Genomic DNA, 12,889 nt, shown 5'->3' with positions numbered 1-12,889 from the left:
GTTGCCTCACGCCTCCGGCGGCAGGTCGAACGTGAAGCCGACGTCCCCCGTCTCGAGGTTCCAGCTGAGCACCACGTCGGGCGCGATGGTGTAGAGGCCGCCCGTGGTCCACAGCACCGACCCGAAGGCCGCGCTGTGCTGGTCCTCCACCTCCGGGTCGGATCCCGGGGCCCACAGCACGAGCTCCGGCGCCGCGGCCGTCGTCACGGCGAGCCGGGAGCCGGCAGGATCGAAGGCCACGTCGGTGACCTCGGGCTGGTCGAGAACGTCGACCTCGCCGCCGGTGGCCACCTCGACCACCCGGACGCCGTCCGCGCCGCCGAGGGCGGCCCGGGTGCCTCCGGCGTCCCAAGCCACGTCGGTCACCGGCGCAGGGCCCAGGTCGGCCGCGTCGTCCGCGGGGGCCAGCATCCCGGACTCGAGCAGCTCCGGGGGCGCCTCGGCGCGGGCCACGAGCACCTGGAGGCCGTCGGGCGAGAACGCCACGTCGGCCACGCCTCCGGCGGAGGCCTCGGCGACCTCGACGCCGTTGAGGCCGTCGTGCAGGGTCAGGCCGGCGTCGGTGGCGACGGCCAGGGCGTCGCCGTCGGGTCCGAACGTCAGCGCCTGCACGATGCCGTCGACGGTCGCTGTCGCCGCGGGCTCACCGGTGGTGGTGTCCCGCCACACGACCTCGCCCGTGGAGGCCGAGGCCGTGGCCAGCCAGGCGCCGTCGGGGCTCCACGCCGTGAGGTCGGCGGCGCCGTCCCATTCCTCCTCGAGGGATCCGCCTACCCCCCACACGCAGACCCGGTCGTGGCAGGGCACAGCGATCCGGTCGCCGTCGGGGCTGAGCGACGCCCCGTCCGCAGCGAGGACGAACCCCGGCACCTGGACGTCATCGGTGATGTCGTCGCCCGGGCGCGACGACGAGTCGCCGTCGCAGCCCGCCAGAGCCAGGACGGCCACGGCGGCGAGGGGGATCCAGGAGGGGCTGCGTCTCATCGCGCGGCGCCGACCGGGCGGAGCGCGCTCACGTCGAACCACGCCTCGCTGCCGTCGTCGCAGGTGTGCACGTCGTACGCCGCGGGGGCACCGTCGGACTCGCCCTCGCCCCTCACCAGTCGCTGCCCGACCGACCGCCGCCCGCGGGCGTCGAGGGCGTCGTACTCGTCGGCGACCCGCAGCACGGACCACGGGCGCTCCGCGGTGCCGTCGCCGCTGCGCAGGACCGACGTCACCGCCAGGCGCGCGGTGCGTCGTTCGCGGGTGGCCCGGGCGGTGTCGCCGAGGGCCTCGTGGGCGTCGGCCAGCAGGCGGTGCGCCCGCGGCGAGAAGAAGAGCGCGGGCATGGCGCTCTCGATGCGCCCGACGACCGCGGCGTGGTCGTCCCGGCTGCGCAGCTCGGCGACGTCGTCCCACACGGCGTCGGTGGCGGTGCGGAAGCCGGGCTGGCGACGCACGACGGCGCGCAGCCGCTGCAGGGTCGCGGGGCCGGGCTCCGTGACGTACGCACGGGCCAGGTCGAGCAGGGTCGTGGCCCGGTCCGGGGTTCCGTCGGTGCTGGGAGTCGTCATGGGTCAGCCCTCCCTGTGCTCGTCGAGGTCGTCGACGTCGTAGTCGTCGAGGTAGTCGCCGCCGAAGTCGCGCGCGTCGACCTCGACCGGCTGGTTCCAGTAGGCGTCGAAGTCCGGGTCGGAGTCGATGTAGTCGTCGAAGTTCTCGTCCCAGTCGCGCACGTCGTCGAGGGTGGCGCCGGGCGGCAGGTCGATGTCCTCGTCCTGGCCGAACCACGGCGCGTTGAGGTCGTCGACCGCCTGGTGCTGGTCGGCGTGGCGCATCTCGTGGGCGATGGTGTCGATGACGACGGACGGGTCGTCGAGGTCGTTCACGTCGAGCCGGAGCACGTGGTCGTCGTTGTCCCAGCTGCCGTAGGAGTTGGTGCGCGGCTTGTCGTCCTTGCCGTCGCCGTTCTTGTCCTCGAGGTCCTCGATGACGACCTCGAAGTCCTCGATGCCCAGCTGCTCGGCCAGGTCCTCCGCCATCGCCTCGGCCGCGGCACGCCGCTCGGCCTCGGACATCTGCGACCACTCCCGCTCGACCTGGGGGTCCACGACGCCGGACGGCTCGTCGTCGTTGAAGACGCAGGCGGGGCGACCCTGGACGAGGGCGCTGTCGACGGCGAACGCGTCGTCGAGAGCCCCCTCGACGCGGGCGACCAGCGCGTCGCGCAGCCGCACCCGCTCCTCGCCGTACTGCTCGGCGACCCGGATCGAGGTGAACTCGCGGGGCGGGGCGACGTCGGTCACCGTGCCGGTCGAACCCACCTCGAACTGCTGCTGGGCGGCGGTCGTGTCGATCGCGGCGACGTCCTCGACGATCCGCGCGACGACGGCCTGCTGGGCGAACACGATGCGCTCGAAGTCGGTGATCTCCTCGAGGTGGGCGTTCATCCGGGAGAGGAGGACGTCGCGCCGCCCCTCGGCGGCTTTCTTCGACAGGCCGTCCCAGGATCCCGGGACCGTATCGGTCTCGAGCGTGTCGCGCGCACGCTCGAGCGTCGCGAGGTCTGCCCGGAAGACGTCGCCGGCCGTGGCCAGCTGTGCGGCGTCCCAGCGCCGCAGGTCGCCGTAGGTGATCATCACTGCCCCGTCAGGATGTAGCGCGTCAGGTTGAAGATCCCGCCGCTGGCCTCGTCGATGGCGACGCCGTCGTCGGCCGTGCGCTGCAGGTTCTCGCCGAACGATGCGAGGTCGTCGCTGAGACCGAGATCCCGGTCGTCATCGCGTCGGACAGGTCTCCCGAGAGCTCGGCGGTGGTGCTGCCGGGCAGCCCGGCGGCGAGCGCCGAGTAGGCGGCCGCGCTGTCGGCCCCCCGCACCTCCGCCGACGCATCGCCCGCCGCACCGGCTGCCCGAGCCATGTCCGAGGCGTTGAGTGCGTAGGTCATGCGTCCGTGTGTGCCCGGGGTCACGCGGTGGAAAACCTGTGCGCCCCCGATCGTGGCCGGATCGCCGCGGCCGTGCCGCCCGGTCGCGGGACGACCCCCGTCCGGCCGGAGCCGGACGGGGGTCGCCGAGGGGACGGACGGGACGCGTCAGCAGGTGCCGGCGGGCTCCCACGGTCCGTACTGGTCGCCGGGCGCCTGGTTGCGCGTCCACCACTTCGCGGTGAAGAGCTGCCCGTCGTACGCGACGGTCTCGCCGCCCGAGTAGACCCACGAGGGCGTCCACGTCGCGACGGTCTGCTCGCCGCAGGTCACCGGGGCGCCGACCTCGGCCCAGGGGCCGTACGGCGAGGCGCCCGGCTCCTGGTTGCGGGTCCACCACAGCGCCTGGAACGTGCGGCCGTCGAGGAGCACGAGGTCGCCCTCGCCGTACGTCGTGTCCGCGCTCCACGCCGGGGTGGCCGGGACGCCGTTGACGGTCTCCGTGCTCTCCGCGAGCGACTGGACGGCGTGGCCGATGGCGGGCGACATGATGTCGAGCGCCTCGAGGCTGACGTTCGCGAGGTCGTCGGCCGGTGTGTGGTAGTTCGGGTCGAGCAGCTCGCCGGCGGTGCCGCCGAAGATCGCGGCCTCCTCCTCGGTCTTGACGCCGTCGGCGCCGGTGAAGAGCCCGGACGCCGGGATGCCGTTGAGGATGAACGCCTGGTAGTCGGAGCGGCCCGAGAACTCGGAGTCGACCCACGGCTGGCCGACGCCGTCGAAGTAGTCCGTGAAGACCGCCTCGGTGGCGATGGAGCCCTCCGGCACCGCGACGGGCGCCTCGTACGTCGACTCGTCGGCGTCGTACACACCGACGGTGTAGTTCGGCGAGCCGACCATGTCGAAGTTGAGGTAGGTCGCGATCGACTCCACCTCGTCGGGCGCGGTGGCCACGAGGTCGTCGACGTAGTGGGTCGAGCCGAGCAGCCCGATCTCCTCCGCGCCCCACCAGGCGAAGCGGACCTGGTTGTTGAGCGGCCCGGCCTCGGCGAGCTGGACGGCGGTCTCGAGGATCGCCGCCGACCCGGAGCCGTTGTCGTTGATGCCCGGGCCGTCCTCGACGCCGTCGAGGTGGGCGCCGACCATGACGACGTTGTCGTCGCGCCCGGTCGTGGTCTCGGCGAGCACGTTGAAGGTCTCGACGGACTCGACGCTCGCCTGGAGGTCGAGGGTGGCGGTGACGGGTCCGGCGGCGACGAGCTCGAGCACGGCCGCGCCCTCGGACTGGCTGACGCCCACGGTCGGGACGTTCTCCGGCGCGGTGCCGCCCAGCGTGCCCGTGGTGAGCGGCTCGTCGACGTTGTTGGCGATGACCAGCGCGGAGGCGCCCGCGGCGCCGGCGGCGACGGACTTCTCGGCGAAGCTGCAGGTGCCGCGCGAGACGACGGCGATCCGGCCGGTCGCCTCGACGCCCGACCAGGCCGCCGCGTCGCAGCCCAGCGGATCGGCCGGCGTGACGAGCTCGGCGGTGAGTCCGCCGGCCGGGGTGGCCGGCGCGTACTCGAACGCCGCGGGCGCCAGGTCGAGGTCGGCCACGTCGAGGGCGACGCCCGTGACCGTGTAGGTCTCGACGTCGAAGTACTGGCGCTCGGGCTCGTAGCCCGCGTCGCGGAGCACCTGCTCGACGTAGGCGGCCCCGGCCTCGTAGCCGGGGGTGCCGACCGCGCGGTTGCCGCCGTTCGCGGCGGCGATGTCGGAGAACGCCTCCAGGTGCTCGTAGACGGCCGCGCCGGTGACGGTCTCACCCAGGTCGGGCGTGCCGCCGCCGGGAGCCGCAGGGGCGGCGGCGGTCGCGGTCGCGGCCACCGCGGTGGCCAGGGCCAGGCCCGCCAACGCGGACGTGGTCAGCGACGCCGTCGCTGACGGGAACAGACTTCTTCTCACGGTCGACCTCCAGATCGAGCACCCCGAGTGCCCTCGTTCGTCGTCGACGGCGCAGGTTCCGCGCCGCCCGTGCGTTGCAGTTGTAGGCGGGACAGTACGGCGGCGGAGCGCTCCGGGGAACAGCCCGGAGCCGATCAGGGAGCGCCCGCCTCCGCGAGCCGTCGGCCCAGCGCGCGGGCCGAGGCGCGCACGGCGTCGTCGCCGACGATGCGGTACGGCGCGGGCAGCAGCACGAGCTGGGCGGCGTACCAGTCGGGGTCGCTCGTCGAGGCCGTGAGCCGGGTGGCCCCCTCGCCGAGAGCCTCGAGGCGTCCGAACGACCGCGGCAGCCAGCGCCGTACGACGTCGAGCGGCGCGTCGACCACGACCTCCACCTCGTGCTCCCACCCGACGGAGAGGTTGTCCTCGAGGACGGCGACCGGGTCCAGGTCGGCCGGAGGCACGAACGGGGTGTCGAGGATCTCGACCGCGCTCACCCGGTCGATGCGCAGCGTGCGGAGGCCCGCCGCCACTCGGCACAGCAGGTACCACCGGCCGTGGCGGACCACCACCGCCCAGGGCTCGGCCTCGGTCACCCAGGCCCGGTCGGCAGGCGCGTCGGGGCGCGAGCGGTAGGTGAGCCGCACCTGGCGGCGCAGACCGCAGGCGTCGACGAGCGCGGTGGTGGTGCCGGGGTCGGGGCGGGCCGCGGCGCGGTCCGGGGCCGGAGAGGTGCCCCGTCGGACGGCCTCCGCCTGCGCGGCCACCGGCTCCGGGAGCGCCCGCACGAGCTTGCCGACCGCGGCGCCGACGGGGTCGAGCGGGTCGTTGGCGGCGTGGTGGCCGTCCAGCACCGCCATCACGAGACCGAGCGCCTCCGTCGAGGTGAACAGCAGCGGCGGCAGCTGGTGACCGCGGCCGACGCGGTAGCCGCCGTACGGACCGCGCACCGACTCGACGGGGATGCCGGCCTCGCGGAGGATCTCGACGTACCGCCGGGCCGCCCGCTCGGTGACCCCGAGGGCGTCGCCGAGGCGCGTCGCCGTCATGCCCGGGGCGGCCTGCAGCAGCTCGAGCGCGAGGAGGGCGCGGGCGGTGGGGCTGGCGTCGTGGGCCACGGGTCTCCGATCCGGAAGCACATCGTCCGGAACCGACCCTAGCCTCGTCGGCATGACCGACGACACCCCGAACGACGACACCCAGATCACCGAGCCCTCGATGACGGCCGGGGAGGTGGAGATGCTCCGCTTCGCCCTCGACCGCTCCCGCGCCCAGCTCGCCTGGAAGACGGGCGGCCTCGACGACGCGGGCCTGCGCGCCACCCTCCCGCCGAGCACGATGACGCTGGGCGGCCTGCTCGTGCACCTCGCGCTCGTCGAGGACGAGACGACCTCCGCCGCGCTCGAGGGCCGTCCGCTCGGGCCGCCCTGGAGCGAGCTCACCGCCGACCCCGGCGGCGGCTGGGTGCTGGCCGCGAGCATGGCGGCGGAGGACGTCTACGACCTCTGGCACGCCGCGGTCGACCGCTCCCGGGCGGCCTTCGAGGCCATGCTCGACGACGGCGGCCTCGACCGCCCGGCGGCGTTCACGTGGCCCGACGGCAACGTCCCGAACGTACGGCGCGTGCTCGTCGACCTGCACGACGAGTACGCCCGCCACGTCGGTCACGCCGACCTCCTGCGCGAGGCGCTCGACGGACTCGTCGGCGAGGACCCGCCGCAGCGCTGACGCTGCGACCCCGGCTACGCCTCGGCCTCCGCCGACGGCACCCCGTCGAACTCGGGCCGGTCGAGGCCGTGGGCGCGCAGGAGGGTGACGATGCGGGCCGAGAGGTGGTCCCACGCCGGCGTGCTGCGCCAGTGGCCGTCGAGCAGGCGGTTCTTGGTGGCGTCGGTCTGGTCGAGCTCGAGGGCCTGGCTCTGGACCTCCCAGTTCTCGATGATCCACGCCGCACTGCGCTGCGCGAGCGCCTCGACTTCCGGGTCGCCGGGGTCGAGGTCGGCCACGCGCATCGTGTCGACCAGCATCGAGAAGTACGACGGATCGCCGAGCATGCCCGCGGCCCCGTCGGCCAGCCAGTAGTCCATCGCGCCGGGGTAGAGCACGCGGTTGAGGATCCAGCCGTCCCGGTACTGGTCGACCCGCTCGGGATCGGCCCCCGAGCTGCGCAGGTTCACGACGAGGTCGGCCATCATCGGCGGGAGCGCCAGCCGGTCGGCGGAGCCGAGCTCGCGCAGCGTGGCGCGGACCTCCCGCAGCCGCCGGAGCTGGGCCCGGACGTCGGCGTCGATCGCCGCGAGCCCGCGCGCGAACTCCTCGTCACCGGCCTCGAGCAGCTCGGCGATCCGGGCGAGCGGCACCCCGGCGCCGGCCAGGGCGGCGATGCGGGTCAGCCGGATGACGTCGTCGGCGCCGTAGCGGCGGTAGCCCGACGCGTCGCGCTCGGGCTCCGGCATGAGGCCGCGCTGGTGGTAGAAGCGCACCGCCCGGGGCGTGACCCCGACGTACGACGCGAGCTCACCGATGGTCAGCATGCTCGACATCCTGCACCCCGGACAGCTCGCGGCCGCCGCGGCTGGTGGCCGACCAGGCCGCGATCAGGGTCCACGTGGCGGCCACGACGACGGCGGCGACCCGCAGGTCGTCGGCCGCGGTGAGCAGCAGCGCCAGCGCGCCGAGGCCGAGCGGACCCGCGACCAGCGTGGTGGCGTTGAGCCACGACAGGGCCCGCCCGCGCACCCGCTCCGGGATGCTCTCGGCGATGAAGACGTTCCACACCGGCCCGAACAGCCCACCGCCGACACCCATGGCCGCCATCCCGGCGATGACGAGCGGGCCGGCGCCGAGCGGGGCGATCACCCACAGCCCGAGCGTCATGGCGCCGATGCCGGCGAGGTAGGCCCGACGGCGCGAGGCCCGGGAGACGACGGCGTACAGCACCGCGCCGACGAGCGAGCCGACCGCGAAGGCCGACATGCTGGCGCCCAGCAGTCCCGGGGAGCCGAGGCTGACGAAGTGCCCGGGCAGCACGACGCTCAGCAGGGGCGCGACGACGAGGGACGACGCGAAGCCGATGACGAGGGCGGCCCGCAGGCCCCGGCTCTGCAGCACCACGCCGAGCCCGGTCAGCTCGGTGCCCGCGCCGGTCTCCTGCGGTGGGGCGACGGCCACCGGCACGAGCCGGGTGAGCAGGGCCGCTCCGCCCGAGCAGGCCGCGGTGAACCAGACGACGTCGACGGGGTCCCACCAGGCGAGCAGCACGCCGGCGAGACCGGGACCCGCGAGGAAGGCCACCGAGAAGCCCGCCTGGAACAGGGCGGCGACCCGGTCGACGCCCACGCCCGACACCTCGGCGACCCCGGCCATCAGGGCCTGGCGGGCACTCATGCCGGGCACGTCGAACAGCGCGCCGGCCGCGCCGAGCACGACGAACCAGACCAGGTCCAGGCCCCAGAGCAGGTCGACGACCGCGAGGCTCGCGACGGCCGTGGCGCTGCCGAGGTCGGCGAGCCAGGCGACGCGGCGGGCGCCGTACCGGTCGATGAGGCGGCCCGCCACGAAGGTGGCCGGCACGGCCGCGATGCCGGCGGCGGCCGCGACCATGCCCGCCGACGAGAGGTCGCCGGTGCTCGTGATGACGAGCCACGGCAGCACGATGCCGATGGCGGAGTTGCCGAACAGGGAGAGCGCCGCGCCCCCGACGTAGAGGGGGACCGCGCTGGGTCGACGAGTCATGGCAGCAGCCTGCGACCTTGACGCTGCGTCAAGGTCAAGCCGTTCGCGGGGTCGGGGTCAGCCCCGGGCGCGGGCCGCGCAGGCGACGCACGTGCGTGCGGAGGGCCGGACCTCCAGCCGCTCCGGGTCGATCGGCCGTCCGCAGACCGTGCAGACGCCGTACGCGCCGCCGGCGAGGCGGGCCAGCGCGGCGTCGATCTCGTCGCGCCGCTGCTCCGCGGCCCGGATGAGCGCGCTGACCTGCGCCCGCTCGAACGCGATCGTGGCGCCCTCGGGGTCGTGCTCGTCGTCGGCGTTGCTGTCGCCGCTCGCGGCCACGAAGTCGTCGAAGTCGCCGCGCAGGGCGGCGAGCCGGCCGAGCACGGTACGGCGCTCCTCGGCCAGGCGGGCGGCCGTCGGGTCGCCGGTGGCGTCGTCGCTCACCTCTCGCGCCAGTCGCGCACGGCCCCCGCGACCAGCAGGGCCCCGCCCAGCACCAGCACCAGCGCGATGAGCCAGATCGGCGCGTCGCCCCCTCCTGCGCCCGACCAGTCACCGAGCCGGTCGCGCTTGGCGACGAGCACGAACAGACCGGCGGCGACCATGGCCGTGCCCAGCAGCCCGCTCAGCGTGGGCAGCACCAGGTCCGCGCGCGACGGCCGACGCGGTGGGGGCGTGGGGTGGAAGGGATGCACCCCGCGATGCTCGCACCCGGTCGGCGCGCCCCGGTAGCCCCGGGCGGGTGGCGGTCGATCACCGTGCGGTTCCGGGGCCGGGCACGCTCCGGCGGGTGAGCCGCAAGGGCGGGAGTGCGGCGTACGGTCGGGAGCACCCGACGAAGGAGTCTCGTTCCATGAAGGACCGCAAGGTGTTCCTGCTCGCCATCATCGCGCTCGTCGTCGTGGTCGGCGGCGCACTCATCCTCATCGGCGTGGTGATGGGCGACGACACCGGCGGCACCGGCTCCCAGGGCGCCCCCGCCGTCGCGCAGGCCCCCGCCGTCGTGCAGGCGGCGGTTCCGACCCGGTGACGTGAGCCGTGACCTCCGAGCGGCAGCGCCGGGCCTACTTCTGGCTGATGGGCACCTGCCTCACGCTGTTCGTGCTCGCGTGGGCCGTGGTGCGGCTGTTCTCCACGCCGCTGGCGATCGGCATGAGCGTGGTCGCGGCGGTCATCCCGCCCGTGGCCGTCATCGTGGCGAACGCCGGCGCGGTGAGGTCGCACCGCCCGCCGGCGGAGCCGCCCGACCCGGACCGTTGACCGCGGGTCAGCCGCGCCACTGACGGGCCGACAGCTCGATCCAACCGGCCAGGTCGGGCGCGCCGTCGAACGTGTAGAGGCTGTAGGGCGGGCAGCCCTCGAGCTCGGTGATCCCGTCGTACGCGTGGTCGGGCCCGAACAGCAGCACCTGCCCGGACTCGCGGTGGGCGACGGTGAGGTTGCCGTTCGCCTCTTGGGCGAGCACGTACCAGGCCGCCGGGTCGACGGGCACCTCGAGCCCGTCGTCCTCCCAGAGCCAGCCGTAGGCGTCGACCGACGACACGAACCGCTCCGACCCCGCGGAGACGGGCGTGAGGATCTCCTGGTGGTTCTCGCTCCACCACGTGTCGTCGCCCCCGGTGGCGTTCGTGTGGTCCGGGGCGGCGAAGACGTCGACCATCCCGCCGAGGACGCCCCAGAGCGCCCGGTGCAGGGGCAGCACCGGCGGCGTGGTGTCGGCGGCGGCCGGGCGGCAGAGCCAGCCGCGGCGCCCGGTCGGGCCGTCCCAGGCCAGCACCTCGAACGGCCGCCCGGCGATCGTCACCGGCGTGACCGTCGCCGCCGCCAGCAGCCCCGAGAGCTCCGGCAGGCGGGCGACCTCGCCGCGGTCCCACGGGTGGGCGGACCCGACCTCCACGGGCGTGCCCTCCCGGACGAGTCGCGGACGTGCCTGCTGCAGGTGCTCCCAGTCGTTCACGGGGCCAGACCTCCCCGCCGCCGGGGAGCCCGAAACGCTCACGTCGTACGACGTGCCTCGCGCCCGGCGATGCCGAGCAGGTCGCGGACGGCGCCGGGCGGCGGCTCCGCGCGGCCGACCCACACGGCGGTGAAGACGCGCCGCAGGTCGAGCCCGTCGACGCGCACCTCGACCAGTCGGCCGGACTCGAGGTCGCGGTCGACGGCGCGGCGGCTGAGGAACGCCGGCGGGCTGCCCGCCTGGACCGCCGCCACGACGGCGGAGGTGGTGGTCAGCTCGACCTCGGCCTCCGGCGAGCCCACGCCGGCGGCGGCGAGCGCCTCCTCGACCGCCCGACGGGTGCCCGACCCGGCCTCGCGGCCCGTGAGCGCGCGGGCGGCGACCTGGGCGGGGGTGAGCGAGGTACGGCGACGGGCCCACATGTCGTCGGGGGCGGCCACGAGCACGAGGTCGTCGTGGCCGACCACCCGCGTCGCGAGCCCGCCGAGGTCGCCCGGGCCCTCGACGAAGCCGAGGTCGGCCTCGCCCGTGCGCACCGCGTCGAGCACCGCCTCCGAGTTGGTCGCCCGCAGGCTGGCAGCGACCCCGGAGTCGCGGCGCAGGCGCACCAACCACGACGGCAGCAGGTACTCCGCCGTCGTCATGCTCGCCCAGACGCTGAGCTCCTTCGAGCGGCCCTCGCGCAGGGTGCGCAGGGCGCCCTCGATCTCGTCGGCCTGGGCCAGGAGCGGCAGGCTCCAGTCGACGAGGAGGCGTCCGGCGGCGGTGAGCGACGAGCCGCGCGGGTCGCGCCGTACGAGCACGAGCCCCGTGCGCGCCTCCACGCCGCGCAGCCGCTCGGAGGCGGACTGCTGGGAGATCCCGGCCTCCCGTCCGGCGGCGCCGATGCTGCCGAGGCGCGCCACGTCGACGAGGAGGCGGAGGTCGGCGAGGTCCGGCAGCGAGGCCATGGCCGCAGCGTAGACGCTCACAGCCTCTGCCTGTGGGGGGACAGCCAGACGGGGGCTACCGGCGCCCCTCCCGCCGGCGCACCGTGGACGTATGGCCACCACGACCCTCGCCCCGGCGACCCGCCCGCGCAGCGTCGGGCGCACCTCCGCGCCCCGACCGCCCGCGCTCGGCGGCGTGACCCCGCACTGGTTCACGCCGGTGATGGGCACGGGCATCGTCGCGGTCGCCCTGCTCGGGCTGCCCGTCGCGGTGCCCGGGCGCGAGCCGGTGGCGCTGGCCGTGTGGCTGCTCGCCGCCACGCTCCTCGTCGGCGCCGTGGTCGCGACCGTCGGCCACCACGTGCGCCACCCCTCCGTGGCCCGCAGCCACCTCGACCACGGGGTCGTGGCGCACGGGTACGGCGCCCCGCCCATGGCCCTCATGACCGTCGGCGCCGGGGCGCTGCTGGTCGGCGACCGCGTGCTCGGCGCCGGACCGGCCGTCGTCGTCGGTGTCGTGCTCTGGACCCTCGGCACCGGCCTCGGCCTGCTCAGCGCGGTGGTCGTGCCCTGGCGTGCCCTCACCCGGCACGGGCTCGGCGTCGCGGACGCCTCGGGCGCGTGGCTGATGTCCGTCGTGCCGCCGGTGGTCAGCGCCGCGACCGGCGCGCTGCTCGTCCCGCTAGCCCCGGCCGGCGCGCCCCGCGTCGCCCTGCTGCTCCTCTGCTACGCGCTGCTCGTCGCGGTGCTGCCGGCCGTCGTCGTCGTGCTGGCGCTGCTGGGCCTGCGGCTGCGCCGGTACGGCGTGGGCCCCACCGCCGCCGTACCCGCGCTGTGGATCGTGCTCGGCCCGCTCGGTCAGTCCGTCACGGCCGTCCACCACCTCGGGGGCCTCGCGCCCGACGTGCTGCCCGCGGCGTGGGCCGCGCCGCTGACGATGCTCGTGGTCGCGTACGGCGTGCCCGTCGCCCTGCTGGGCCTCGGCTGGCTCGTGTTCGTGCTGGTCACGACCGTCCGGGCCGCGCGGACGCACCTGCCGTTCGGCCTGCCGTGGTGGGCCTTCACGTTCCCGGTCGGCACGATCGTCACGGCGGTCTCCGGACTGGCCACGACGCCGGCGCTGGTCGACCTGGGGGTCGGTGGCGTGCTGCGGGGGCTCGCGGCCGTGCTCTTCGCCGGACTCGTCGGCGCCTGGGTCGTCGTGCTGACGAGGACGGCGCGCGGGGTCGTCAGTGGCGAGCTGCTGGCACCGCCGGCGCCCTTCCCGGCTCCGCGGGCGGCGCCGGGTCGGGCTCCCACCGCAGGAGGTCGCCAGGCTGGCAGTCGAGCACCTCGCACAGCGCCGCGAGCGTCGTGAACCGGACCGCCTTGGCGCGGCCGTTCTTCAGCACGGCGAGGTTGGCGGGGGTGATGCCGACCCGCTCGGCGAGCGTGCCCACCGCCATCTTGCGGCGGGCGAGCA

Annotated in this window: 16 protein-coding genes and 1 pseudogene; 4 read left to right on the top strand and 13 right to left on the bottom strand. The window is 75.3% G+C overall.

The features are described 5' to 3' along the window. Positions 1–6 precede the first annotated feature (6 nt). The 6 genes from K329_RS29910 to K329_RS0119520 all read right to left on the bottom strand — a co-directional run bounded on the left by K329_RS29910 (position 7) and on the right by K329_RS0119520 (position 5,945). Positions 7–984: a WD40 repeat domain-containing protein gene (locus K329_RS29910; RefSeq protein WP_157571838.1), complete on the bottom strand. Its 978-nt coding sequence runs from the start codon at positions 982–984 to the stop codon at positions 7–9. Further along, entirely contained in the window at positions 981–1,556 is a 576-nt protein-coding gene (locus K329_RS0119535; protein WP_028474364.1) for a hypothetical protein, read from the bottom strand. Before K329_RS0119535 ends, K329_RS29910 begins: the two co-directional genes overlap by 4 nt. 3 nt (positions 1,557–1,559) lie before the next feature. Continuing rightward, the gene (locus tag K329_RS0119530) at positions 1,560–2,621 is read right to left on the bottom strand and encodes a hypothetical protein (protein WP_157571837.1); all 1,062 of its coding nucleotides are present in this window, start codon (positions 2,619–2,621) and stop codon (positions 1,560–1,562) included. A 25-nt stretch (positions 2,622–2,646) separates the two neighbouring features. Then, entirely contained in the window at positions 2,647–2,928 is a 282-nt protein-coding gene (locus tag K329_RS31085; protein ID WP_157571836.1) for a hypothetical protein, read from the bottom strand. Between the two features lie 147 nt (positions 2,929–3,075). Further along, the gene (locus K329_RS28170; RefSeq protein WP_084541454.1) at positions 3,076–4,848 is read right to left on the bottom strand and encodes a M20/M25/M40 family metallo-hydrolase; all 1,773 of its coding nucleotides are present in this window, start codon (positions 4,846–4,848) and stop codon (positions 3,076–3,078) included. Positions 4,849–4,982: 134 nt separating this feature from the next. Continuing rightward, the gene (locus K329_RS0119520; protein WP_043644261.1) at positions 4,983–5,945 is read right to left on the bottom strand and encodes a helix-turn-helix transcriptional regulator; all 963 of its coding nucleotides are present in this window, start codon (positions 5,943–5,945) and stop codon (positions 4,983–4,985) included. 52 nt (positions 5,946–5,997) lie between these two features. On the opposite strand from K329_RS0119520, the gene K329_RS0119515 reads away from it, so the two are divergent. Further along, positions 5,998–6,555 carry a mycothiol transferase gene (locus tag K329_RS0119515; RefSeq protein WP_028474361.1) on the top strand — a complete coding sequence of 186 codons (558 nt, stop codon included), beginning with the start codon at positions 5,998–6,000 and terminating at the stop codon, positions 6,553–6,555. A gap of 14 nt (positions 6,556–6,569) precedes the next feature. Here the strand turns inward: K329_RS0119515 and K329_RS28165 are convergent, their stop codons facing one another. The 4 genes from K329_RS28165 to K329_RS0119495 are packed head-to-tail and all read right to left on the bottom strand — an operon-like array spanning position 6,570 to position 9,236. Next, complete coding sequence (locus K329_RS28165) at positions 6,570–7,361, bottom strand: MerR family transcriptional regulator (RefSeq protein WP_157571835.1); 792 nt, start codon at positions 7,359–7,361, stop codon at positions 6,570–6,572. Beyond that, on the bottom strand, positions 7,345–8,562 hold the full coding sequence (locus K329_RS28160) for an MFS transporter (protein ID WP_052337135.1): 1,218 nt from the start codon (positions 8,560–8,562) through the stop codon (positions 7,345–7,347). Before K329_RS28160 ends, K329_RS28165 begins: the two co-directional genes overlap by 17 nt. Positions 8,563–8,619: 57 nt before the next feature. Next, positions 8,620–8,985 (bottom strand): TraR/DksA family transcriptional regulator, encoded by a 366-nt coding sequence (locus K329_RS0119500; RefSeq protein ID WP_028474360.1) that lies wholly within the window; start codon positions 8,983–8,985, stop codon positions 8,620–8,622. Continuing rightward, positions 8,982–9,236, bottom strand: coding sequence for a hypothetical protein (locus K329_RS0119495; protein WP_157571834.1), 255 nt, complete (start codon positions 9,234–9,236; stop codon positions 8,982–8,984). Before K329_RS0119495 ends, K329_RS0119500 begins: the two co-directional genes overlap by 4 nt. Before the next feature lie 158 nt (positions 9,237–9,394). Here K329_RS0119495 and K329_RS31080 point away from each other — a divergent pair, with 158 nt between their 5' ends. Beyond that, a complete protein-coding gene (locus K329_RS31080; protein ID WP_157571833.1) occupies positions 9,395–9,571 on the top strand; it encodes a hypothetical protein in 177 nt (58 codons plus the stop codon). 8 nt (positions 9,572–9,579) lie between these two features. Continuing rightward, a complete protein-coding gene (locus tag K329_RS28155) occupies positions 9,580–9,801 on the top strand; it encodes a DUF3099 domain-containing protein (RefSeq protein WP_245596613.1) in 222 nt (73 codons plus the stop codon). A gap of 7 nt (positions 9,802–9,808) precedes the next feature. On the opposite strand, the gene K329_RS28150 is transcribed toward K329_RS28155, so the two are convergent. Beyond that, positions 9,809–10,498, bottom strand: coding sequence for a hypothetical protein (locus tag K329_RS28150; RefSeq protein WP_052337134.1), 690 nt, complete (start codon positions 10,496–10,498; stop codon positions 9,809–9,811). A 38-nt stretch (positions 10,499–10,536) separates the two neighbouring features. After that, positions 10,537–11,448 (bottom strand): LysR family transcriptional regulator, encoded by a 912-nt coding sequence (locus K329_RS0119475; protein ID WP_028474358.1) that lies wholly within the window; start codon positions 11,446–11,448, stop codon positions 10,537–10,539. Positions 11,449–11,539: 91 nt separating this feature from the next. Between K329_RS0119475 and K329_RS31785 the strand changes: the two genes are divergently transcribed. Further along, positions 11,540–12,784, top strand: coding sequence for an SLAC1 family transporter (locus tag K329_RS31785; protein WP_052337133.1), 1,245 nt, complete (start codon positions 11,540–11,542; stop codon positions 12,782–12,784). On the opposite strand, the pseudogene K329_RS32125 reads toward K329_RS31785, so the two are convergent. Beyond that, positions 12,774–12,872, bottom strand: a pseudogene (locus K329_RS32125) (helix-turn-helix domain-containing protein); the annotation flags it as partial. The gene K329_RS31785 and the pseudogene K329_RS32125 overlap by 11 nt on opposite strands. Positions 12,873–12,889 lie beyond the last annotated feature (17 nt).

The sequence above is a fragment of the Nocardioides alkalitolerans DSM 16699 genome (assembly GCF_000426525.1).
Taxonomy (GTDB): Bacteria; Actinomycetota; Actinomycetes; order Propionibacteriales; family Nocardioidaceae; genus Nocardioides; species Nocardioides alkalitolerans.
The sequence above is the reverse complement of the archived record's forward strand: the minus strand, read 5'-3'. Positions and strand labels throughout refer to the sequence as shown.

Coding starts and splice junctions, on each gene's coding strand:
- K329_RS29910 (WP_157571838.1), bottom strand. CDS start 984: ATGAGACGCAGCCCCTCCTGGATCCCCCTCGCCGCCGTGGCCGTCCTG.
- K329_RS0119535 (WP_028474364.1), bottom strand. CDS start 1,556: ATGACGACTCCCAGCACCGACGGAACCCCGGACCGGGCCACGACCCTG.
- K329_RS0119530 (WP_157571837.1), bottom strand. CDS start 2,621: ATGATCACCTACGGCGACCTGCGGCGCTGGGACGCCGCACAGCTGGCC.
- K329_RS31085 (WP_157571836.1), bottom strand. CDS start 2,928: ATGACCTACGCACTCAACGCCTCGGACATGGCTCGGGCAGCCGGTGCG.
- K329_RS0119515 (WP_028474361.1), top strand. CDS start 5,998: ATGACCGACGACACCCCGAACGACGACACCCAGATCACCGAGCCCTCG.
- K329_RS28165 (WP_157571835.1), bottom strand. CDS start 7,361: ATGCTGACCATCGGTGAGCTCGCGTCGTACGTCGGGGTCACGCCCCGG.
- K329_RS28160 (WP_052337135.1), bottom strand. CDS start 8,562: ATGACTCGTCGACCCAGCGCGGTCCCCCTCTACGTCGGGGGCGCGGCG.
- K329_RS31080 (WP_157571833.1), top strand. CDS start 9,395: ATGAAGGACCGCAAGGTGTTCCTGCTCGCCATCATCGCGCTCGTCGTC.
- K329_RS0119475 (WP_028474358.1), bottom strand. CDS start 11,448: ATGGCCTCGCTGCCGGACCTCGCCGACCTCCGCCTCCTCGTCGACGTG.
- K329_RS31785 (WP_052337133.1), top strand. CDS start 11,540: ATGGCCACCACGACCCTCGCCCCGGCGACCCGCCCGCGCAGCGTCGGG.